This window comes from Spongiivirga sp. MCCC 1A20706, from assembly GCF_046524175.1.
Classification (GTDB): Bacteria; Bacteroidota; Bacteroidia; order Flavobacteriales; family Flavobacteriaceae; genus Spongiivirga.
Genome location: NZ_JBEFZF010000001.1, coordinates 172,980 through 195,440 on the forward strand (window position 1 = coordinate 172,980; position 22,461 = coordinate 195,440).

Here is a 22,461-nt window from a genome sequence, read left to right on the forward strand (position 1 = left end):
ATTATAAAAATTTAAGTTCATGGCTGAAGGAGAAAAGTTAATTCCTATCAACATAGAAGATGAAATGAAATCGGCCTATATCGACTACTCGATGTCGGTTATAGTATCCCGCGCCCTACCTGATGTCCGCGACGGATTAAAACCTGTTCACAGACGTGTTTTATACGGTATGTATGAGTTAGGGGTACGTGCCAATAGCGCCTATAAAAAATCTGCAAGAATCGTTGGTGAAGTATTAGGTAAGTATCACCCTCATGGTGATACATCTGTTTACGATACTATGGTGCGTATGGCTCAAGAATGGAGCTTGCGATATATGCTAGTTGATGGCCAGGGAAACTTTGGCTCTGTCGATGGTGACAGTCCTGCTGCAATGCGATATACGGAAGCACGTATGCGCAAGATTTCAGAGGACATGTTGGCAGATATTGACAAAGAGACAGTAGATCATACATTGAACTTTGATGATACTCTTAAAGAGCCAACAGTATTACCCACTAGAATCCCTGGATTATTGGTAAATGGAGCTTCTGGTATTGCTGTAGGTATGGCAACCAATATGCCACCGCATAATTTGTCAGAAGTTGTAGATGGTACCATAGCGTATATCGATAACAACGATATTGAGATTGATGAACTCATTCAACATATCAAAGCACCTGATTTTCCAACGGGTGGAATTATTTATGGATATGACGGAGTTCGTGAGGCTTTAAAAACGGGTAGAGGTCGTGTTGTTATTAGAGCAAAAGCCACCATTGAAGAAGTAAAAGGGCGTGAGTGTATCATCGTTGATGAAATACCATATCAAGTAAATAAGGCTGACATGATTAAAAAAACAGCAGACCTTATTAATGACAAAAAGATCGATGGTATATCTTCAATCCGCGATGAGTCTGACCGTAATGGTATGCGCATCGTTTATCAACTTAAGCGAGATGCTATTCCTAATATTGTACTAAACACCTTATATAAATATACCGCTTTACAATCATCCTTTAGTGTTAACAATATTGCGCTTGTAAAGGGACGACCGCAAATGTTGAATGTAAAGGACATGATTCACTACTTTGTTGAGCATAGACATGAAGTAGTGACAAGACGTACGCAGTACGAATTGCGTAAAGCTGAAGAGCGTGCGCATATTGTTGAAGGTTTGATTATAGCCTCGGATAACATTGATGAGGTTATAAAACTAATTCGTGCATCAGCAAATGCGGACGAAGCTAGAGCAGTCTTGATTAAGACTTTTGATCTTAGTGAAATTCAAGCAAAAGCAATCGTAGAAATGCGATTAAGACAGCTTACCGGTCTTGAACAGGATAAGCTGCGCGCCGAGTATGAAGAATTAATGAAAACTATCGAAGATCTCAAAGACATTCTTGCCAGAAAAGAGCGAAGAATGGATATTATTAAGGAAGAACTTATTGAGATTAAGAATAAGTATGGAGATGAGCGAAGATCAACTATAGAATATGCTGGGGGTGATTTGAGTATTGAAGATATGATTCCTGATGAAAAAGTAGTGATTACTATTTCACATGCAGGATACATTAAACGTACTTCGCTTACTGAGTATAAAAAGCAAAATCGAGGGGGTGTTGGTCAAAAGGCATCGACCACGAGAAATGAGGATTTCTTAGAGCATTTATTTGTGGGTACAAATCATCAATATATGTTGTTCTTTACCCAAAAAGGGAAATGTTTCTGGATGCGTGTTTATGAAATACCTGAAGGCAGTAAAGCATCGAAAGGACGGGCAATTCAAAACTTGATCAACATTGAACAAGATGATAAGGTAAAAGCATTTATCTGTACGCAAGATCTGAAAGATGAAGAATACATTAACAATCACTATGTGATCATGGCGACCAAGAAAGGTCAAGTAAAGAAAACATCCTTAGAACAGTATTCTAGACCAAGATCAAACGGCATTAACGCCATTACCATTAAAGATGGTGATGAATTACTGGAAGCGAAACTCACTACCGGTGAAAGCCAAGTGATGTTAGCACTTAAATCTGGTAAAGCAATCCGTTTTGAGGAAGCCAAGACAAGACCAATGGGTAGAGGTGCTGCCGGAGTAAGAGGTATTACACTTGCTTCAGATAAGGATGAAGTTATCGGTATGATTGCTGTGGATAATATGGATAGCAATATTCTTGTAGTATCGGAAAATGGGTATGGTAAGCGCTCTAGTTTAGAAGATTACCGAATTACCAACCGAGGTGGAAAAGGCGTAAAAACCATTTCTATTACAGAAAAAACAGGTAACTTAGTAGCCATTAAAAATGTAACCGATTCTGATGACTTAATGATCATCAATAGATCGGGTATCGCAATTCGTCTTGCAGTCGAAAGCCTAAGAGTAATGGGGCGTGCAACCCAAGGGGTTCGCTTGATTAACCTAAAAGGTAACGATACTATTGCGGCAGTTGCAAAAGTAATGCATGACGAAGATGATGTCGATGAAACTGAACTTGACGGGAATGGTGCCGCTGACTCTTCAAGCACTGAAGGGCAAAATGAAGATGGCACAACTCTTGATAATGACACTAACGAACAACAACAATAAATAAGAATTAAATTTTTTTAAAATGAAAAAAACGTTTTTAGTAGCTGCAGCCGTGTTAGTCGGATCTGTAGCCTTAGCACAAAAAAACGAAGTGAAAGCAGCGGAAAAAGCACTTAAAGCAAATAAAATTGCCGATGCTGTTACTGCTATCGATGCAGCTTATGGTTTAGTAGGTAATGCTGACAATAAAACGAAAGCAAAACTCTACTTTTTAAAGGGAAAGATTTATCAGCAAAAAGCGCAAGCCTCAAAAGATGACGCTGCATACGAAACTGCAGTAAAGTCTTTTCAAGATTTGATTGCTTTTGAAAAAGAAACTGGTAAAGCAAAGTACTCTTCAGAAGCAAAGCCAATACTTACTAATATTAGTGCTGACTTGGTGAATGCAGCTGTAGCTGCAAATGGGGCCAAGAATTTTGATGATGCTGCGAAAAAGCTTTATATGGCTTATCAACTTGATAAGTCTCAAGAAGATTACCTTTATTTTGCTGCTAATAGTGCTGTAAACGGAAAGGATTATGATACTGCACTTAAATATTATTTAGAGCTAAAGGAACTTGGCTATACAGGGGTAAAAACGCAGTATTTTGCTACTGAAGTTGCTAGTGGCACAGAGCAGGAATTAGATGAGACTACCTGGAAATTCTACAAAAAATCGAAGGATTATAAAGATTTCCGTACTGCGCAAAGTGATTCTAGACTTCCTGAAATTGTGAAGAATATCGCGCTTATTTATTCTGACCAAGGTAACATCGATAAAGCGATCGAAGCGGTAAAAGAGGCAAGAGCTGCTAATCCTGATGACATGGATTTATTATTAACAGAAGCTAACTTCTATATCAAAGTAGATCAAAAGGATAAATTTAAAGCGTTGATGGAAGAAGCGATTCAGAAAGATCCGAACAATCCAACTTTGTACTTTAATTTAGGTGTTATTACCGCAGATCAAGGTGACTCAGCAAAAGCGAAAGAGCTTTATGAAAAAACTGTTGAGTTAGACCCTAACTACTCTGCAGCGTACTTAAATATGGCAGCATTGTTATTAGGTGGTGAAGGCAAGATTGTGGATGAGATGAACAGTCTTGGTACATCAAGAGCAGATAATGCTAAATACGAGACATTAAGAAAGAAACGTGAAACCTTATATCGTGATGCGGTGCCTTACTTGGAAAAAGTATTAGAACTGAAGCCAAAGGATATTGATGCGACTAAAACATTAATGAATATTTATGGTACGCTAGATAACATTGAAAAGTTTCGTGAGATGAAATCTAAACTAGCCACTTTAGAAGGAGGCGAATAATAGTTAGATAATAACATTACAAAATTAAAATCCGGATGCGAAGCATCCGGATTTTTTTGTTTCTAGTTAGGGGATTTATCTAAAAACAATTAAAAATCTTAAATGATTTTTTTTATTACTCGCAGTTTATGCGAATGTTTTTTGGTATCTAAATTAAAAATACCAGTATGATCAATTCTATCAATACGTACCTTACCGTGCGCGTGAATAATGTAGTGATCTTTCATAATAATTCCAACATGAGTAATTACTCCTTCTTCATTATCAAAAAAAGCCAGGTCACCGGGCTCGCTTTCTTCAATAAAACTTAAAGCTTCACCTTGGGTAGCTTGCTGCGAAGCATCTCTTAAAAGCTGGTAACCGTTTAATTTATATACCATTTGGGTAAAACCACTACAATCAATACCAAACGGGGTTTTGCCACCCCATAAGTAAGGGGTGTTCAAATATAAGAAAGCGGTACTGATAAGATCTTCCTTTTTGTTTTGACCTGAAATTTTATTTCCGTCAAAATTATGTTCAAAAATTTCATTGTTATGAATACAGCTACCTAAGGGTATTGGCAATAATTGCTTATTGTGGTCTGAAACAAAATCAATCAAATCAGAAGATAAGGCCTGCTGATCATTAACTAAAGTGTTGTATTGTTCTTCGTCGATTTCTACATACTGCTTGTTGTCAATCCACCCCTCGTATTTATCAAATGCCAGACGAATACGGCTCCACTTTTTGCGCTGTTCTAACACTTTAAACAATTCACCATACAGCACTTGCGAAACTTGTTCGCTAGCATCACGAGGGTCTAATCGTAAAGGAACTACACCAAGATTACAAATACCGTATTGCATGAAGGGTACGCCTAGTTAGTATTAGCGTTCAATTACAATTGCTGATGCGCCACCGCCACCGTTGCAAATAGCAGCAGCTCCTAGTTTTGCATCATGTTGTTTTAGCACGTTTATCAAGGTTATCAAAATTCGTACGCCTGAACACCCCAGTGGGTGTCCCAAGGAAACTGCGCCACCATTAACGTTTACGTTGCTATCATTTAAACCTAAAAGTTTCATATTTGCTAATCCTACAACGGAGAAAGCCTCATTAAATTCAAAATAATCAATATCGTTAATACTTAGGTTGGCTTTATCTAAAGCTTTTGGTAACGCTTTTGCTGGTGCTGTTGTAAACCATTTAGGCTCCTGTGAAGCATCAGCATAGCTTTTTATGATGGCAAGTGGTGTTAGTCCTAGTTCTTTTGCTTTTTCTTCACTCATTAAGACCACTGCACCCGCACCATCATTAATGGTTGAAGCATTGGCTGCGGTAACGGTTCCATCTTTTGAAAAAGCAGGTCGTAAAGCCGGAATTTTTTCCATTTTCACATTCGTGAATTCTTCATCTCGACTTATAATCTTTGGTTCGCCTCGTCTTTGCGGAACTTCAACAGGAATCACTTCATTATCAAACTTTCCTGAATCCCATGCCGCAGCAGATCGCTCATACGATTGTATGGCAAAAGCATCTTGATCTTCTCTTGAAAAATCGTGTTCCTGCGCACATAAATCAGCACAAACGCCCATTGCATTTTGATCGTAAGCATCTACTAAACCATCTTTTTGCATCCCATCGATCATGGTTATAGGACCAAATTTATTTCCGGTTCTCGAATGCACGTAATGCGGAATCAAACTCATATTTTCCATACCTCCGGCAACAACAATTTCTGCATCACCTAGAGCAATTGCTTGAGCACCTTGCATCACTGCTTTCATACCTGAAGCGCATACTTTGTTAACGGTAGTACAGGGTACCGTATCAGGAATACCTGCATAAATGGCTGCTTGTTTGGCAGGAGCTTGACCCGTTCCTGCTTGCACCACATTACCCATAAGCACTTCGTCTACTTGAGTCGGTTCAAGATTAATACGTGAAAGTGCGGCTTTTATAGCTGTTGCACCTAATTTTGGTGCAGGTATGGTGGATAGGCTGCCTAGAAAACTTCCAATTGGGGTTCTGACAGCACTTACGATTACAACTTTTTTACTCATGATCTATGTGTGTTTAAGTGCTGCGAATTTAAGTAAAAAAGGTAAGATTTATACTGATGTGAATAAATAGAATAATCACTTGTACCCCATTATTTTTACTATTTTTGAATGAAGGTGAATTGCATTATTTATAGCAGAACGGAGAAATCTTTTGATGGAGCTAGAGTTTTCTGAAAAATGTAGTAATCTATAGTAGTAAGTAGCATACTTTATATGAATAAATTAGGCGGTAAGATCTATCAAAATCAATCATTGATCTATAAGATCTTTTTATATGTATTGACAACAGTTCTTATCGTTTATTTTTTTCCGAAAGGAGGAAAGTTTAAATACGAGTTTCAAAAAGGAAAACCATGGCAATATGAAAACTTGTATGCTCCCTACGATTTTGCTATTCAAAAAACAGAAGCAGAATTAGAAAGAGACCGAGATCGGATTCGTCAGAATATTACACCCTACTATCGTGTTGACGAAAATGTAGAGGTGACTGTTGCTGAAAAATTAGATAATTCTTATCGAAACATCCTTTCTGACTCAGTTATCAATGGTATTTCGAGGATAGAAATCAAACGATTTGCAACCAATATTCTAAATGATTTTTACCAAGTTGGTGTTGTTGGGAATACTGAAGATAGTTTCGATAAAAAAACGGGTTATCTTATTAAAAATGGTAATCAATTAGAAGAGATCAATCGCGATCGACTCCTAAAGATCAATCAATTAAAAAGACAGGTGTCTGTTAAAACTAGGGGCACAAGGTTTGAAAACGCAACGGATGCTGTTTACAATCTGCTTTTTGAAGTGGTATCGCCTAATGTCATTTTTGATAAAGAACGAACAGATCAGGTAATCGAAAATGCACTTAAAAATATATCGTATACAAAAGGGAATGTTGAAAAGGGTATACGCATTATCTCAAAAGGTGAAGTAGTTGAAGGGCAAACTTTTAGAATTTTAGATTCGTTAAAAAGTGAATACGAATCTCAGGTGTGGAGTGAATCTAACTACTATTGGATTGTTGTTGGTTATATTTTGCTCGTTGCGCTAGCATTACTGATGTTATTTCTCTTCTTAAAGAAGTACCGTTTCGATATTTATGAAGATAATACTAAGGTAACCTTCTTATTTTTTAACGTGATACTCATGGTATTATTAACCACCTTTGTTGTAAAGGTAAAGGCAGATTATGTGTATATCGTACCACTGTGTATTTTACCTATAACAATTAAAGCCTTTTTTGATGCGCGTTTGGGACTTTTTACCCATGTGATCACTGTACTGATTTTGGGCTTTATTGTACCCAACAGTTTTGAGTACTTGTTTTTGCAGATCATTGCTGGTATTGTTACGATTCTTACCGTATCAGAATTATCCCGAAGAGCAAATCTTTTCATTTCTTTAGGACAAATCGTGTTCGTTTATGCATTGGCATATTTTGCTTTTGTGATTATACAGGAAGGCACCATTAAAGAACTTAATTGGACGAACATTGGCTTTTTTGCCCTCAACGGCCTGCTTTGCTTCCTAGTACTATTTCTGATTCTGATTTATGAAAAGGCTTTTGGTTTGGTGTCTGATGTATCTTTATTAGAATTATCTGATACCAATTCTAAATTATTAAAAGAGTTAGCCAATGAAGCCCCTGGAACATTTCATCATTCGTTACAAGTAGCGAATCTTGCTGAAGCTGCTGCCAATGAAATAGGCGCTAATGCAATGCTTGTTCGGGTAGGAGCTTTATACCATGATATTGGTAAAATGCATGATCCGGTTTATTTTTCAGAAAATCAAGCTACGTCAATCAATCCACATGATGAGTTGGCTCCTAATGAAAGTGCTCGTATCATTTTTGATCATGTTTTAGAAGGAATTAAGATTGCTAAAAAGAATAATCTACCAGATCGCATTATTGACTTTATACGCACCCATCACGGTACCTTGCCTGTATATTACTTTTTTATGAAACAGCAGGAGATTGATCCCGAAACCAACATTGACGACTTCCGCTATCCCGGCCCTATGCCATTTTCTAAAGAAACTGCGATACTGATGATGTCAGATTCTGTAGAGGCAGCTTCTAAGAGTTTAAAAGAACCTACAGCCACGAAGATTGACAATTTTGTTGAACGTATTATAGACAAACAAATGGAGGAGGGGCAATTCTTAAATGCCAATATCACCTTTAAAGAGATACAGATTATCAAAAAAGTATTGAAGCGTAAGTTGAATAATATTTATCACCTAAGGGTAGAGTATCCTGAATAGATGCTACCTAAATAAAAATAGTCTTACCTAAAATAATGAACCGAAGAAACTTTATAAAATCGTCTGCAGGTGTCGCCGCATTGGCAAGCATACCAAGTTTTTTACTGGCTTGTGATCAAAGACCGAAGTACAAGTTAGGGTATCAGTTGTATTCCATTCGGGATGAGATGGAAAAAGATCCAGTTGCTACTTTAAAAGCCCTTAAGAAAATGGGCTATGAAGATTTTGAACACTTTGGGTTTGACGGCGATGTGCAAACCTACTATGGTTTTAAAACCAAAGAATTCAAATCAATTCTTGATGATCTTGGTCTAAGTATTAGCAGCGGTCATTATCCGTTTTCTAACTTTTTGAATAGTGATGACAATACGATTAAAAAATATGTCGATCGTTGTATAGAGGGAGCTTTGACCATGCAAAGCCAATATATAGTCTGGCCCTGGCTTGCTCCTGAATTTAGAAATATCGATGGTTTTAAGCGGACAGCGGAAAGGCTGAATGTTATTGGTGAACAAGTAACCAATGCTGGTTTGGGATTTGCATACCACAATCATGGGTTCGACTTTGCTAATTTGAGTGGCACTTCTGGTTACGATATTGTTTTAAAAGAAACGGATGCTGATTTGGTAAAACTTCAAATAGATATGTATTGGGTCATGCATTCGGCCAGCAACACCCCTGCTGAAATGATAGCGAAACATCCAGGACGCTACGTTATGTGGCATATTAAAGACATGCATAAGGAATCAAGAGATTATACTGAGTTAGGGAACGGCTCTATTAATTATAAAGAGATCATGCCAGATCCGGAGATTTCCGGTTTAGAATTCTATTATATCGAGCAAGGTGGTAATTATACGCTAAATTCTATGGAAAGTGCTCGCTATAGTGCCAACTACTTCAAGAGAAACCTGCAACGATATCTTTAATAATTCGGGGTTTGATGGCTTCGGTATAAATTTTGATAGCTCTTACTCAACAACTAACGTTTATAAAATGAGTAAGAACATATTGGTAAGCCTGTTGGTATTGTTTTGCATACCAACTTTATATAGTCAAAAAAACTTTCAATCAGGCTACGTGGTTTTGAATAATCAGGATACGATTTATGGTAAAATACAGGATAGAAATATCAACAAAGCCCGTTTGTTTGAAAAGATTAAGTTTCGTGCAGACAATGGAGGTAGAATGAAGTATGGCCCTGAAGATTTGATTAGTTATACCATAAATGGACAGGTGTTTGAATCGAAGTGGTTTGATGAAGATGCCAACCTGTTCCGATTGTATTATTCGCACAAAAAAGGAACAGGTGAAAAGGTATTTCTTCGTTTAGATAGAAAAGGGGAGATGTCAGTATATACTAAAGAATTTACCGACGACGATTGTTCGTATATCGATGGTTTTGAATTATTTTTAAAAGAAGGAGACTATTATTTTCAACGGGCAACCCAAGGCATATTTGGTTTAAAAAAGAAAAAATTGGCATCCTATTTTAGTGACTGTCCTAAATTGGTCACACAATTAAATGATCGAACCTTTAAATACGCGTTCGAACTGGCTGATTTTTATAACAATCATTGCGAATAAAATCAAATGAACCTTGTTAGCATTGAAACCTAGAAATAGGGTTTATTTGGTATAGATTATATTAGTGGTTATAACCAACTGCAATGAATCAAAAAAGACCGCCTTGGCAATTTCTGTTGCTGCTTATTCTTGCCGGAGAATCTGTATTTATATTACCCTTTGTGCTTTCTCGGGTATTTAGACCCACTGTTCTAGCGGCCTTTTCGTTAAATAATATTGAGCTTGGCTATTGTTTCTCTGTTTATGGAATTGTGGCTGTGTTTTCCTATTTATTTGGTGGACCTTTGGCGGATAAATATCCACCTAGAAAACTGATCGCCATAGCTTTATGGATGACGGCTTTGGGCGGCTTGCTTTATGCGACTTTTCCTAGCTATCTGGTGTTAAAAGTATTGTATGGCTATTGGGGCTTTACTACTATTTTCTTGTTTTGGGCACCAATGATAAAAGCAACGCGTGTTTGGGGCGGTACTGACTCACAAGGAAAGGCTTTTGGCTTTCTTGATGGGGGCAGGGGAATGGTAGGAGCTTCATTTGGATTAATTGGAGTACTCATTTTTTCGGTATTTATTACCAAAGAGGCGGCTGAATTGACTGCAGCTGATAGTCAGGCAGCGTTCAGGCAAGTGATACTGACCTCCTCTGCGATTGTAGCGATTGTTGGCGGATTGGTTTGGTTTTTTATGAAGCTTGACTCTGATATTGAAAAGAAAATAATACTTGATAAAATAACCATCTCACAGGTGAAGGAAGTATTGAAATTACCTTCAGTTTGGTTATTAATGATTATCATTTTGTGTGCATATGTGGGGTATAAGCTAACTGATGTGTTTTCATTATATGCAAATGAAGTAATGAATTATGACCAAGTAAACTCAGCGAAAGTGGGAACTTTTTTACTGGTTATTAGGCCCGTAATTGGCATTTTGATAGGATTTATAGCCGATCGTACTCAAACTACCTTCTGGTTAATGGTAAGCTTCATTGTAGCGGTGCTGGGTGCTTTATTGTTTGCTTTCGGGTTCATTACGGATTCATCGACGCTCTTATTTTTTCTTTCTACACTAATTGTAGCTACCGGGGTGTACGCCGCACGAGCATTGTACTTTGCTGTGATGGAACGAGGTCAAATTCCGTTGGTGCTAACGGGCACTGCGGTGGGACTTATCTCATTAATTGGGTATACGCCAGATATTTTTGCCGGCCCTGCAATGGGATATTTATTGGAAAATTCCAAAGGACAACTCGGCCATCAACATGTATTTTGGATGCTGGCTACCTTTTCATTTATAGGTGGTATAGCCGCTTGGTATTATCATCGCTTATATAAAATTAAGGACTCAGTAGGATGAACGATTATCTAGAAACCTTACAAACGGAGTTTGAAAAACATGCAGATCCTAAAATCGCATCAAAACAAAAAGCATATTTGCGTGATCAGTTTGAATTTTATGGCTTAACCACCACCAAAAGAAGAGAGATTCAGAAGCCATTTTTGGTGAAGGCATATTTACCGGAAAAGAACGAATTGGATTTTTTGATTAAAACACTTTGGAAAAAACCCGAACGAGAATATCATTATTTTGCTCAGGAGCTGTTTTTTAAATATGCAAAAAAACTGGCTAAACAAGATATTGCACTTATTGAGTATATGGTGACTAACCAATCATGGTGGGATACTGTAGATATGATTGCCACGAAATTACTAGGCCCTTACTTTAAGAAATTTCCAGGAGAAATAGCGCCTAAGGTGAAACAATGGTTAGCCACCAAAAATATTTGGTTACAACGCTGTGCCATACTGTTTCAATTAAAGTATAAAGAAACCTTAGATACTGATTTGCTGGAGAGTGTAATTCATCAGCTTTTAGGCTCAAAAGAGTTCTTTATCAATAAATCGATTGGTTGGATTTTAAGAGAATACAGCCGTACCAATCCGAATTGGGTAATTGATTTTGTAGAAGCTAATCCGGACTTAAATAATTTAAGCAGAAAAGAGGCATTACGATTGATTAAGTGAAATAAGGAATCTAGTCATTCTTTCTTAAACCCATAAAACAGCTGCCTTAAAAAACTCTTTGGCATTTGTTCATCTCCTTTATATCCCAATTGAATAGTGCCACTATCTTCAGGAATGTAATTTGTTTTGAAAACATAATCCCAAAGACTTAAGCTAATACCATAGTTAACGCCATTGGTGCCCTCAGGTAAGGCATATGCATGATGATATAAATGCATCACTGGATTATTGAATACATATTTTAGCGGTCCCCAGGTAATCTTTAAATTCGAGTGGTTGAAATGACCAATTGCAATCGCTGCGAAATGAACTATAAATGCCTGTTCAGGTTCAAAACCACCTAAGATCATCACGCCGATAGTTTTTAAAGGTTTGTATAAAATGTTTTCCATCCAATGATACCGAAGGTGGGCTGCAAATCCCATTTCCTTCACAGAATGGTGTACCTGATGAAATCGCCATAAAAAAGGATAGCGATGCAACAAAACATGGGTAAACCATTGCACAAAATCTAGTAGAATGAAAAACACAAGTAATTGTGCCCAGGCAGGAATGGACTTTATATTAATGACGGTAAGACTTGTAGCTTCAACACCAATACTTCCAAAAGCGATACCCAGCACTTTGTAAAATCCGCTGATGGCGATAGAGAACATAAAGAAGTTAAAGTACATATAGAAACCATCCAACCAAAAATCCTTTCTAAAGACACCTTGATTTTTTCTCCACGGAAATGCAACTTCTAATCCCCAAATGAATAAAGAAATAACAGTTAACCCCCAAAAGTAATTATTATACCAGGGTACCTCGAAAAAGATAGATTTCAAAGTCCAGTTTACACTGCCGTTAAAAGCATTGATAAATGCATTTACATACTCATTCATAACTTCTTTGTATGCCTTTATACTCTTTAGGTCGCATATATGCATGAGACCTTATAACATAACTTAATCTTTCTTTGTCTCCTTGAGCGCAATCAAGAAGTTTTTCTTAATCAAGATTGCTCTTACCTTTGTCAAGTAGATCTCGACTGCGCTCGACCAGACATTGATCTTTATTCATCTAACTCATACCACTCGACATCTACTAAGTTTACGCGTCTTCCCTTTGGCTTTACAGGATAATTGGTCACTAAGTAGTTGATGATGATATCTTCATTTTCGCCTAGATCCCACAGATTCTGAGTTTCCTGCATCCAATCTATTGTTGTTGCCCAGGCTTCAGCATTCATTCTGTTTTGGATAATAATCTGTGCAGTATGACAATTGGTGCAATTATACACAACCTCCATCAAGCCTTCACCTTCGATAAGGCCGGTACGAACATGAATTCCGTTTTCAATACGGTTTGCGCCTTGCGCAACATATTCTTGTTCAACCTTATCATTACTAAGTGTACTTGACTTTACTAAAAAAAGGACAACACCCGCAATGGTCAAAGTTATCGCGAAAACTCTTAAAGCAATTTTTAAGGGACGATTGATACGGTTGTTAGATGAATCTTGCATTGTCCTTAACTCACTTTTATTGCTATTCGATGGCATGCATTATTTAAATATCCTTTAGGGTTCCATCCTGGTAATAGCATTGGTTGTTTTTTGCCATTGTTGTCAGTTGCACGAGCCCATATTTCGTAATACCCTTTTTTTGGAAACTTGATGTTTGCATTAAAATGTTGCCAAGCCAATCGATTATTCGGTTTTTCGAGTGTACAGTTTTTCCAAGTCGATCCAAAGTCAATAGAGTATTCCATTTTCTCAACGGTCAATTCCCCAGCCCAGGCGTGACCACGAATCGCTAGTACGTAACCATTTTTAATTATAGCTCCTGATTTTGGATAGGTAATTAATGATTTTACCGGCATTGACTCTATAATGCACATATCTTCGTCCTTCACTTTAGTGCCAGGAGCAACCGGATTACAAGGAATTCGGTAGGCAGTACCTGTCATTTTTGCGCCGTCGTGCACTTTATTACGAACACTTAAACTAGTTACCCATTTTCCTGAAGCAGATGCTGGCCAACCACCGGCCACCAGCCTCAAAGGAAAACCATGGGCCAGCGGAATGTCTTGGTCATTCATTTTGAATGCCAAGAGGGTTTCATCTTGCATCGCTTTTGCAATGGGAACGCCTCGCGAAATTGGTTCTTTTGAATCATCTCCGCTTAAATGAGCATCAGCAGCATGATAACCAACGTAAACAGCATTGTCTTTTATGCCAACATCTACTAAAAGATCACGTAATCGTATTCCTGTCCATTTTGCACAGGATACCGCACCAACGGTCCATTGGTTACCCTTTGCAGGAGGATCGAATTCACTACGTCCATTGCCTCCACACTCTAAGGTAAGTTGATAAGTATATTGCCTAAATTTTGTTTTAAGATCATTTAAGGAATATGTCTTTTTCTGATTTACCGATTCTCCGTCGATTGTTAATGTCCAGCTGTTGACATCAATGTTTTTGGGAATAATGCCATTGTTGCGAATAAACATGTATTTATTAGGTGTTATGTCATCGTCTAATAAATGGGCTTTCGCTTCAATGTTCCATGGCCTTTCATTTAAAACAGTCATCTCAGCGTCTTTCTGAAACAACTTGAAAGGATCAGTATCCTGTTCGAATAGGGGGACATACCCTTTCGGAATAAAATCAGCAAAAACAATAGATGGACCAACAACTGATGCTGTGCTGCCCAAAGCTGCTTTTTTAATGAAGTTTCTTCTTTTCACTAACGTTCTTTAACTAGTATTATAAAATTACGGCATTTATAATTGTTGATTTGTGACCTTGGTTACATTTAAAAAAACAAGATCATTCCGGTTGCTCGTTGATATCTAATTCTTGGATATCATCATCTAAAAAATCCTTTTCTTGTATTATTTCATCTTCAAGAGGTAGGTCATCTGAAACTTCTCCTGATTTTTCTATATCAATAACTGCAGTTTGCCTTTCAATTTGTGCCAATCGAGCTTCTTTTTTCTTATTATCAATTAAGGCATATGTCATGATTAAACTGGTGCCAATAACAACGAATAGCAGTATACCGGGTTCAAAGCTTTCAACTTTTAAATTTTCCGGAATTGCATAAAACAGTAATACGGTGATAAGACCTCTAGGCGCGATAAATAATTGTGGGCGGATGTCTTTACCTATGAAAACGCGTAAAACAATCCATCGTATGGCAAAAATTGAAGCCAATACTAAAAGGCTAATCAGCGCTACTTTCAGACTTAGTAATGATGTGACAACGATCGATAATCCGAATACTACGAAGAAAAGTGTCCTTACGACAAAGGCCGTTTCAGCGGTTATCATGTGTAATTCATGATACATATCCTTTACAATTTCATCTTTCAGTACCTTAGCTAACTTTCCTTTGAAAAATACATTAGTGTTGGATAGAATAAGCCCAAATATTAAGATGATGATCAACGATGATAAATGAAGTTTTTTGCCCAGCGCATACAATAGTAGTAATACAGCAATCAATAAAAACAACTTTGCCCGACGCTCGATACGTTGAAAGATTAAAATGATAATGTATGAGATAACCACAGAAAATACGACCGTAGCTAGAAAACTGATTGAGAAACTAGCGACTGCACTTTCTTCTCCTGGACTCATTAACTGAATGATTAAATAAAACATCATAATACCTAGAATGTCCGAGAAGGTACCTTCGTAAATATGAAATTCTTTCTTCTTAGGGGTTAAGTTTTCAACACTAGGTATAATTACAGCACTTGATAAAATGGAAAGTGGTGTTGCATATAACCACGCCTGCGCCATGGTCATACCATCTATTAATGAAACTATAATCAATGCTGCTGCATAGGCCGATCCTACCAAGCTGATAAGTGCAATTACTAGTGATTTAGTAATAGGACCTATTTTGCTTTTTTCTAATTTGAGGTCGAGAGCTGCCTCCAAAACAATCATAATTAATCCGACTATGCCAAGTAGTTCCAGAATTGGAAAAAAGTCGAAGGCACCGAAATTGAAGATTTTTAGAACATACTGAATAATGATGCCTAATGCAATTAACATCAGTACCGAGGGAACGTTTGTTCTTTTTGAAATTCTGTCGAATAAAAATGAGATAATAATGATCACAGAAAGTTCTATGATCAGATTATAGGCAGATAAGATGTCCATTTTGAGGTTGTTGCTTTTGGTTAGCTCTAGCAAGGTAGGATAGAAGATGAAGTAATCAAAATCTATTTTTTCAGGGGGGATTAAGGTGAAGTATGTAGTTTAAAATCTAAAAGTTCACTATAATATGACTACAGTGAACTTTTGACAAGTGTAAACTATGGTTATCCCTTAAATATTAACAATATATCTAAGCCATTTCACGTTCTTTTCTATGCTCAGCATATTTTTCAATAAGCTCAGGAGCTTTTTCGATTGCCGCCGCCAATCCGTGAGCTTTGCCCGTTTCAATAAATGAAATATTGTCTTCTCGAGTTACTAAGAACCCCATGGGTTCAATTCCCATGCCTGCTCCTGCACCCATTCCTTCTTTTTTGCTTTTACTGGCTTTGGTGGCTGTGTCTTCACCACCACCTGATCCAAAGCCCATTCCAACTTTAATAACCGGAACGCAAGTAAACTCACCTAATTGAAATTGGTCCCCAATTACAGTTTCAGTTTTTGCTTCTGATTTCATAAAGTCCGTAATCTGTTTTAATGCTTGTTCAAAATGTAAATCCATGATGTAAATTTTTAAATGTTAATTAATGATCTTACCATATATATTGGCCTATTCTTTAGCTCTAGTAAGAACTTGTTTTTACCTTGGAAGTTGATGTGAGCACTACCTTTGTTATAATTGAATAAGGCAAAAATTGGATACAGTTTGGCATTGATAATACAGTCTCCTGTATCTAAATCGATGCTAAGTTTTGTAACCTTAAAAGACTTGATGAAACGTATAATTTTTTTCATCTTAGCTGTCCAACTACCTTTCTTTTTCTTTGCCTTACGCTCCTGCTGTATTTGTTTTTTTTTAAGCGGATAGAAACAAAAATGATAAAAAGGTACTTCTAGTTTCACACAAATCAACTCCTTTTTATGTTGTTGAATACTAGCTCTTGCTAAACCCTTTAGCTTCATGTAATATTCATTTCTTTCAGTGTCGATGTATATGATTACTGGGATAAAAAGTAAGCCAATTACCAACAACAAAAGCAGCATTATCATAATAGCCAATAACATGGTCTTATTTTATTGCAAATGAAGCTGAAATCTATAGGGTTGACAATGATCTAGATCAAGAGAATTAAATTTACTAACCTAAATATTCCCTTATTTATCAGGAAGTTTTTTGCGTATTGAAATCGTTTTTCCTTTTCTTAAAACTTTTAAACTAATGAATTCTCCTGTTTGAATTGTTTGGATTTTTTTCCAAGCTTTAAGAAGACTTTCTTCATTAGTTAACGAAATATTTTCAATAGCTAAAATGATATCTCCTCCTACAATCAATTCTTCTCCGGCGATATTCATATTACAGCAACCACCGCGAAGTCCCATGAAATCACCCATTGAAGAAGTGGCAACTTTTTGTACCAATACACCTCCTTTTTGTGGGATGTTTAATAACTCTGCTAAATGTCCATCAACTAAATAAGACTGAATACCGGTCCAAATGCCAAATTCATCACTTAGTAGGTTTAGGGCAATATTGGAACTGGCTGCAAAGCTAATTCCCTGAAATCCCTTAGAACGTGTTAAAATAAAGCTTGCAATACCGACTACTTCACCTGACATATTGAATAAGGGAGCACCTGAACTTCCTTCGTTTATGGCCGCATCGGTCTGTATGAAATCGGTTGTTATAAAACCGCTTTGTAAATCTTTTTGCTTGTACTTACCACCGATATATCCAACAGATAGTGAATGTTCCAGACCAAAGGGAGCACCAATAACGAAGATTTTATCACCGATATTGGTGTTGTCAGAGTCACCAAACTTTAAAGGATAAAGCTTTTTATTTTGAGTGGTTAGCAGTGAAATTAAGGCGACATCTGCTATTGGGTGGGAGTATTTTACCTTTGCAGGAATTTCAGTACCATCTTTAAAGGCTACTAATATATCTTCAGCAACCTGTACCAGATGTGCGGCAGTTACGATTTCACCTTTTTTGGAAACTACAAATCCAGTCCCAATATTTTCCACTGGCATAACATTTTGCCAGGTACCTTGGTTCACAATCTCGGACTGTATAGTCTTTATTTGAACAACTGATTCATTCAACTTTTTATACAACTCACTAATACTTTGTCCAAACGACATACCAACAAATAGGTTGGCAAAAAGTAAACTTTCAAATATGCGTTTAAAGGAGGTCATAAGCATTATTTTTTCTTTATAATGGTATTTAACGTCCTTTAAAAGTATGCTGTTTATACAACGTTTGAACTGATATTGATCATGATAATAATGGATAAAAAAAAGCGAGTATATGTTACTATACTCGCTTCCTGCCAAACGACTAATTTTATTTAAAAGCTTTAGGTCTGATAAACAATAACAATTGCTTAGCATGAATAATATCGTCCTAAACCGATACTACTATATGTTAGTACAATTTGATAAAAAGAAGCAGATATTTATTAATATCTGCTTCTCAGAAAATGTTAGTTACACTAAAGCCGTAAATTAATTTAGCATCGTCATATTGCTAAAACAACACAAAACTAAAAGGAGTTAATATTTTCACATTTTCTAAAACTCCCAAACTGTTTCCAATTTAAGAGCTTTTATCATATTGTAAAAGAACGCTTTTAATATTAGTGTAAAGATACTCATACAATAGGGACAAGAAATTGACCTAGATCAATTTGGTAAACTTTTTTTGATTTTTTTTTCAGCTGACCTAAATCATTTGGAAAGACAGGGGTCCCTAATATGTTTGTTTTAGAGTTTTTAACTATAAATGCTAGTAAAATGGTATTAATATATATGTTACTGGTCGGAGTTACAGGTATGCTAATGACTGTGTCGGGGAGCATACATTCAGCAAGCACGTATTCATATCATCCTTTTAGCACTATTGTTTCAATAGCTATTTTCTTAGTATTTATTGTTGTGGGTTTAGCAGTTCTTGTCAAGTTTAAAAGATCTTCCTAAAATGAGCTATAACGAGTTAATTAATTGGCTTCTTCTAGGTGATGTTTCAATACAATACCAAACGCATAGAGATTTACTTTCTGTAAATAAAACAGATTTACAAAAACGAATTGCTATCGAAGGTTGGGGTGCTCATTTTATTCAGAAACAAAATGCCAACGGTTATTGGGGACAAGGATTTTATCAACCCAAATGGATATCTTCTCATTATACGCTATTAGACATTAGAAACCTTTGTATTGCTCCGGATACTGAAATTATTTGTCGGTCAATTCAAAGAATATTGGAAGAACATAAAGCTAATGACGGTGGTATTTATCCTATTTCAGGTAAAAGTGATGTTTGTGTAAATGGTATGTTTCTAAGCTATGCCTGTTATTTTAGGATGCCGGCACTTCAGTTTCATACAATAATCGATATGCTTTTAAGCGAAGTAATGAAAGATGGTGGCTTTAATTGCAGATCGAATAGGTCGGGTGCCAAGCATAGTTCGCTGCACTCGACAATATCGGTGCTTGAAGGATTAACGGAATATGAAAAGAATGACCATGACTATCGCATTAATGAGGTGAAGAAAGTAATAACTGATGCCAAGGAATTTATATTATTACACAAACTATTTAAGTCTGACAGAACCGGTGATATTATTAACAACGATTTTTTGCGTTTGAGTTATCCAAGCAGATGGCGATATGATATTTTAAGAGCGCTTGACTATTTTCAATATTCAAAAACAAAATGGGATAACCGCATGCAACCGGCAATAGATGTCTTACTACAAAAAAGAAATAAGAACGGTACTTGGAACCTTCAGGCAAAACATCCGGGAAAAATTCATTTTGAACTAGAAAAAGCCGGCAAGCCCAGTAGGTTAAATACGCTTCGGGCATTGCGTGTACTTAATCATTTTGATTTTTTGCCAGATTGAGCTGTGAATCAGTCGGTTGTTTTCTTTACAAGAGCGTTGTTACTATTAGCGTTTTCTAGAATACGAATTGCTTCCTCATCGGAAACTGAGGTAAAATCGTCATAAAACTGTCCTACTGCTTTAAAGTGATCTGGGGTTTGTAAACATATTATTTCATGAATATCATCTGAAGCGTTAAGCCTGTCGATGGCTGATTTAGAAGCTACAGGAATAGCTACTACAATTTTATTGGGTTGTTGTTTGGATACCAGATTTACTGTAGCGAGCAAGGTACTTCCAGTCGCTACGCCATCATCAACAATAATTACCGTTTTATTTATTAGAGGCTGTGGCTCGACATTTTGGTAATATTTTTCATGTTTTTCTATTAGATTTTTTTTAATTCTGGTGATTTCTTGAAACAGATAATCTTCAGAAATGCCCACGGTTCGATTTAAAATATGGTTTGTTAGGCTAACGGCACCAATGGCATATTCCTTATTATAAGGGTGCCCAATTTTCTTGCTGAGAACAATATCAAGTGGTGTTTTCAATGTTTCAGCAACCACCTTACCTAAAGGTAATCCACCCCTTGGGACTGCTAAAACCAACGGATTGTCATTTTTGTAGTGAAGAAGCTGTTGCGCTAGTTTTTTTCCTGCGTTTATTCTGTCCTTATACATTTTTTACTAGTGTTGGTGATAACCATTTTTTAAACCATTTTGTTGCCACTTCGGAGACCTGCTCTAGTGTTCCCGCTTCTTCAAATAAATGTGATGCACCGGGAATAATTACAAACTCTCTTGTTTTGGTTAGGTACTCATAGGCTTCTTTGTTTAAACTAATAACTGCTTTGTCAAGTTCCCCTACAATAAATAGTGTAGGTACGATGACATTTCTGATATCAGGAATTGCCAAATCGGTTCGTCCACCTCTTGATACAACTGCATGTATTTGATTTCCCAATATGCCAGCAGCTAGTAAAGCAGAGGCAGCCCCTGTGCTCGATCCAAAATAGCCAATACTTAAAGTAGGGGTTTTCTCTTGCTGTTGTACCCATTGTGTAGTTTGTACCAACCTTGATGTTAATAGGTCAATATCAAATCGGTTCGCGTATATCATATCTTCTTCAAAAGTTAATAAATCGAACAACAGCGTTGCTAATCCTTCATTATTTAGAGTACGCGCAACAAAGTTGTTACGCGTACTTAATCTACTGCTACCACTTCCATGAGAAAAAATTACTATTCCTTCAGCGTTCTTAGGAATTGAGAGTATTCCTCTTAAAGAGATATCTTTAAGTTTGATAGTAAGCTCGGTATGAGTGATCGATTTATTCATTTTAATGAGCCGTTGCGGCTTGTTTATTTCTGTTGACAACTAAAAGACTCAGCAAACCATACGTAACTACAATAACCAATCCGGTAATTATAACTCCAATAAATGGAATGATCATGAATAGTCTGAACACAATCGAAATGCTAAGAGCAATTAATAACATTTTCCAGAAATTCCATGATTTATTGGAGCGTTGGTTTAGGTAATGAGCTGCTAATAGCGCAGCTACAATCGGTCCGAAGAAAAGGCTAAATAGATAAAATATGAGTAAAAATATTCCAAAAGGAATACCAAATATGATTACAAACAATAGCACAATAACTAAAGGTAAGCCGAATACGTATAGCAAGCCATAACCAATACTTTTAGTAATATTAGTATTCAAATGGGTTGCTGCCTCGCTAAATTTTGTTTTGAAAAGTATATTAAGCAGCGTAATTATTAAGAATGCAGATACCAAATAGAACACCCAAGAACCTAGTTTGGGTACTCCAAATAACTGCAATGAAAATTCGCTGTTTTCAAAAGCTAATGCTTCATCATAGCTTGCTTTGACATTTACTAAAGATTCTCCAAAATCAACGGTTTCATTATCTGACCAATACTGTATATTGCCGTAAAACTTAGCTTTTTCGCCAATTTCAAGCTCCTCTACTATAAGTGTTGATTTACCTTTAATTTGACCATTAATGAGTACATCACCCCCTTTTAATACCAGATCTTGTTCTATGTCACCTTGAAGATCTACTTCACCACCAGTTATTTTAGCGGTACCTTTTACAGTGCCATAAAACTTCACTCTTCCAGAGAAAGCAATTAAATTACCCTTAATTATTGCGTCTTCGGTAATGGTAATATCTCCGCCAGCAATGATAATATCATCGTCCACAATAGCATCTATTATGAGTGTTCCACCAGCAGCTCGTATATCATCAGAAATATGACCTTCTATTCTTAATTCGCCACCAGCAATTATCAAATCACCATTGATTGAATCTTTGACTATAATTTCTCCAGCAGCAGCAACGGCGTCCCCATTAACTAAGGCCTTAATTTTTACTTTTTCACCAGCAAGGTATATATCATCTTGTTTAGTTTTGTTGATGATGATCTCATCATTGGTTTCAATTTGACTGGTTAGCAGCAGCGGTATTAATAAGAATAATAAATTGAGATAAGTTTTCATAATTGACACTTTTGTATTTAGCTGAATTAAGGTAGTAAGAGCAGGTAAAAACTAGAATGATCTTAGTCAAAACCAATAACTTGTAGATTATTGTATCTCA

At 36.6% G+C, this 22,461-nt stretch carries 20 protein-coding genes; 8 read left to right on the forward strand and 12 right to left on the reverse strand.

Features of this window, described 5'->3' with window-relative positions; translation table 11 throughout:
• Positions 1-19 precede the first annotated feature (19 nt).
• Together gyrA and ABN763_RS00780 are read left to right on the forward strand one after the other, a co-directional pair.
• Entirely contained in the window at positions 20-2,575 is a 2,556-nt protein-coding gene (gene gyrA, locus ABN763_RS00775) for a DNA gyrase subunit A (RefSeq protein ID WP_410483494.1), read from the forward strand.
• Positions 2,576-2,597: 22 nt separating this feature from the next.
• Positions 2,598-3,878, forward strand: a complete 1,281-nt coding sequence (locus ABN763_RS00780; protein WP_410483495.1) for a tetratricopeptide repeat protein — start codon at positions 2,598-2,600, stop codon at positions 3,876-3,878.
• 98 nt (positions 3,879-3,976) lie between these two features.
• On the opposite strand, the gene ABN763_RS00785 is transcribed toward ABN763_RS00780, so the two are convergent.
• Together ABN763_RS00785 and ABN763_RS00790 are read right to left on the reverse strand one after the other, a co-directional pair.
• Positions 3,977-4,726: an NlpC/P60 family protein gene (locus tag ABN763_RS00785; protein ID WP_410483496.1), complete on the reverse strand. Its 750-nt coding sequence runs from the start codon at positions 4,724-4,726 to the stop codon at positions 3,977-3,979.
• Between the two features lie 21 nt (positions 4,727-4,747).
• Positions 4,748-5,923: an acetyl-CoA C-acyltransferase gene (locus ABN763_RS00790; protein WP_410483497.1), complete on the reverse strand. Its 1,176-nt coding sequence runs from the start codon at positions 5,921-5,923 to the stop codon at positions 4,748-4,750.
• 213 nt (positions 5,924-6,136) lie between these two features.
• On the opposite strand from ABN763_RS00790, the gene ABN763_RS00795 reads away from it, so the two are divergent.
• The 5 genes from ABN763_RS00795 to ABN763_RS00815 all read left to right on the forward strand — a co-directional run bounded on the left by ABN763_RS00795 (position 6,137) and on the right by ABN763_RS00815 (position 11,795).
• Positions 6,137-8,188, forward strand: coding sequence for an HD family phosphohydrolase (locus ABN763_RS00795; RefSeq protein WP_410483498.1), 2,052 nt, complete (start codon positions 6,137-6,139; stop codon positions 8,186-8,188).
• Positions 8,189-8,223: 35 nt separating this feature from the next.
• Positions 8,224-9,117 (forward strand): TIM barrel protein, encoded by an 894-nt coding sequence (locus ABN763_RS00800; protein ID WP_410483499.1) that lies wholly within the window; start codon positions 8,224-8,226, stop codon positions 9,115-9,117.
• Positions 9,118-9,184: 67 nt separating this feature from the next.
• A complete protein-coding gene (locus ABN763_RS00805) occupies positions 9,185-9,775 on the forward strand; it encodes a hypothetical protein (RefSeq protein WP_410483500.1) in 591 nt (196 codons plus the stop codon).
• An 83-nt stretch (positions 9,776-9,858) separates the two neighbouring features.
• A complete protein-coding gene (locus ABN763_RS00810; protein WP_410483501.1) occupies positions 9,859-11,127 on the forward strand; it encodes an MFS transporter in 1,269 nt (422 codons plus the stop codon).
• Positions 11,124-11,795 (forward strand): DNA alkylation repair protein, encoded by a 672-nt coding sequence (locus tag ABN763_RS00815; protein WP_410483502.1) that lies wholly within the window; start codon positions 11,124-11,126, stop codon positions 11,793-11,795. Before ABN763_RS00810 ends, ABN763_RS00815 begins: the two co-directional genes overlap by 4 nt.
• A gap of 14 nt (positions 11,796-11,809) precedes the next feature.
• On the opposite strand, the gene ABN763_RS00820 is transcribed toward ABN763_RS00815, so the two are convergent.
• From ABN763_RS00820 to ABN763_RS00850, 7 genes are all read right to left on the reverse strand, one after another.
• On the reverse strand, positions 11,810-12,679 hold the full coding sequence (locus tag ABN763_RS00820; protein WP_410483503.1) for a sterol desaturase family protein: 870 nt from the start codon (positions 12,677-12,679) through the stop codon (positions 11,810-11,812).
• A gap of 170 nt (positions 12,680-12,849) precedes the next feature.
• Positions 12,850-13,302 (reverse strand): monoheme cytochrome C, encoded by a 453-nt coding sequence (locus ABN763_RS00825; RefSeq protein WP_410483504.1) that lies wholly within the window; start codon positions 13,300-13,302, stop codon positions 12,850-12,852.
• Between the two features lie 5 nt (positions 13,303-13,307).
• The gene (locus ABN763_RS00830) at positions 13,308-14,528 is read right to left on the reverse strand and encodes a sulfite oxidase (RefSeq protein WP_410483505.1); all 1,221 of its coding nucleotides are present in this window, start codon (positions 14,526-14,528) and stop codon (positions 13,308-13,310) included.
• Positions 14,529-14,610: 82 nt separating this feature from the next.
• Positions 14,611-15,954 carry a cation:proton antiporter gene (locus ABN763_RS00835; RefSeq protein ID WP_410483506.1) on the reverse strand — a complete coding sequence of 448 codons (1,344 nt, stop codon included), beginning with the start codon at positions 15,952-15,954 and terminating at the stop codon, positions 14,611-14,613.
• Between the two features lie 187 nt (positions 15,955-16,141).
• Positions 16,142-16,513, reverse strand: a complete 372-nt coding sequence (locus ABN763_RS00840) for a GerW family sporulation protein (protein WP_410483507.1) — start codon at positions 16,511-16,513, stop codon at positions 16,142-16,144.
• An 11-nt stretch (positions 16,514-16,524) separates the two neighbouring features.
• Positions 16,525-17,016: a hypothetical protein gene (locus tag ABN763_RS00845; protein WP_410483508.1), complete on the reverse strand. Its 492-nt coding sequence runs from the start codon at positions 17,014-17,016 to the stop codon at positions 16,525-16,527.
• 90 nt (positions 17,017-17,106) lie between these two features.
• Entirely contained in the window at positions 17,107-18,150 is a 1,044-nt protein-coding gene (locus ABN763_RS00850) for a S1C family serine protease (RefSeq protein WP_410483509.1), read from the reverse strand.
• A gap of 781 nt (positions 18,151-18,931) precedes the next feature.
• Here ABN763_RS00850 and ABN763_RS00855 point away from each other — a divergent pair.
• Entirely contained in the window at positions 18,932-19,858 is a 927-nt protein-coding gene (locus ABN763_RS00855; RefSeq protein WP_410483510.1) for a hypothetical protein, read from the forward strand.
• A gap of 8 nt (positions 19,859-19,866) precedes the next feature.
• Here ABN763_RS00855 and ABN763_RS00860 read toward each other — a convergent pair whose 3' ends face one another.
• Genes ABN763_RS00860 through ABN763_RS00870 form a run of 3 tightly spaced genes read right to left on the reverse strand, consistent with a single transcriptional unit; the run spans position 19,867 to position 22,361 of the window.
• Complete coding sequence (locus tag ABN763_RS00860; RefSeq protein ID WP_410483511.1) at positions 19,867-20,520, reverse strand: phosphoribosyltransferase; 654 nt, start codon at positions 20,518-20,520, stop codon at positions 19,867-19,869.
• The gene (locus ABN763_RS00865; RefSeq protein WP_410483512.1) at positions 20,513-21,178 is read right to left on the reverse strand and encodes a dienelactone hydrolase family protein; all 666 of its coding nucleotides are present in this window, start codon (positions 21,176-21,178) and stop codon (positions 20,513-20,515) included. Before ABN763_RS00865 ends, ABN763_RS00860 begins: the two co-directional genes overlap by 8 nt.
• Before the next feature lies 1 nt (position 21,179).
• Positions 21,180-22,361 carry a hypothetical protein gene (locus ABN763_RS00870; protein ID WP_410483513.1) on the reverse strand — a complete coding sequence of 394 codons (1,182 nt, stop codon included), beginning with the start codon at positions 22,359-22,361 and terminating at the stop codon, positions 21,180-21,182.
• Between the last annotated feature and the right edge of the window lie 100 nt (positions 22,362-22,461).

Excerpts from the sequence above, each read along its gene's own strand:
- gyrA (WP_410483494.1), top strand. The coding sequence starts at position 20 with ATGGCTGAAGGAGAAAAGTTAATTCCTATCAACATAGAAGATGAAATG.
- ABN763_RS00780 (WP_410483495.1), top strand. The coding sequence starts at position 2,598 with ATGAAAAAAACGTTTTTAGTAGCTGCAGCCGTGTTAGTCGGATCTGTA.
- ABN763_RS00785 (WP_410483496.1), bottom strand. The coding sequence starts at position 4,726 with ATGCAATACGGTATTTGTAATCTTGGTGTAGTTCCTTTACGATTAGAC.
- ABN763_RS00790 (WP_410483497.1), bottom strand. The coding sequence starts at position 5,923 with ATGAGTAAAAAAGTTGTAATCGTAAGTGCTGTCAGAACCCCAATTGGA.
- ABN763_RS00795 (WP_410483498.1), top strand. The coding sequence starts at position 6,137 with ATGAATAAATTAGGCGGTAAGATCTATCAAAATCAATCATTGATCTAT.
- ABN763_RS00800 (WP_410483499.1), top strand. The coding sequence starts at position 8,224 with ATGAACCGAAGAAACTTTATAAAATCGTCTGCAGGTGTCGCCGCATTG.
- ABN763_RS00805 (WP_410483500.1), top strand. The coding sequence starts at position 9,185 with ATGAGTAAGAACATATTGGTAAGCCTGTTGGTATTGTTTTGCATACCA.
- ABN763_RS00810 (WP_410483501.1), top strand. The coding sequence starts at position 9,859 with ATGAATCAAAAAAGACCGCCTTGGCAATTTCTGTTGCTGCTTATTCTT.
- ABN763_RS00815 (WP_410483502.1), top strand. The coding sequence starts at position 11,124 with ATGAACGATTATCTAGAAACCTTACAAACGGAGTTTGAAAAACATGCA.
- ABN763_RS00820 (WP_410483503.1), bottom strand. The coding sequence starts at position 12,679 with ATGAATGAGTATGTAAATGCATTTATCAATGCTTTTAACGGCAGTGTA.
- ABN763_RS00825 (WP_410483504.1), bottom strand. The coding sequence starts at position 13,302 with ATGCAAGATTCATCTAACAACCGTATCAATCGTCCCTTAAAAATTGCT.
- ABN763_RS00835 (WP_410483506.1), bottom strand. The coding sequence starts at position 15,954 with ATGGACATCTTATCTGCCTATAATCTGATCATAGAACTTTCTGTGATC.
- ABN763_RS00840 (WP_410483507.1), bottom strand. The coding sequence starts at position 16,513 with ATGGATTTACATTTTGAACAAGCATTAAAACAGATTACGGACTTTATG.
- ABN763_RS00845 (WP_410483508.1), bottom strand. The coding sequence starts at position 17,016 with ATGTTATTGGCTATTATGATAATGCTGCTTTTGTTGTTGGTAATTGGC.
- ABN763_RS00850 (WP_410483509.1), bottom strand. The coding sequence starts at position 18,150 with ATGACCTCCTTTAAACGCATATTTGAAAGTTTACTTTTTGCCAACCTA.
- ABN763_RS00855 (WP_410483510.1), top strand. The coding sequence starts at position 18,932 with ATGAGCTATAACGAGTTAATTAATTGGCTTCTTCTAGGTGATGTTTCA.
- ABN763_RS00860 (WP_410483511.1), bottom strand. The coding sequence starts at position 20,520 with ATGTATAAGGACAGAATAAACGCAGGAAAAAAACTAGCGCAACAGCTT.
- ABN763_RS00865 (WP_410483512.1), bottom strand. The coding sequence starts at position 21,178 with ATGAATAAATCGATCACTCATACCGAGCTTACTATCAAACTTAAAGAT.
- ABN763_RS00870 (WP_410483513.1), bottom strand. The coding sequence starts at position 22,361 with ATGAAAACTTATCTCAATTTATTATTCTTATTAATACCGCTGCTGCTA.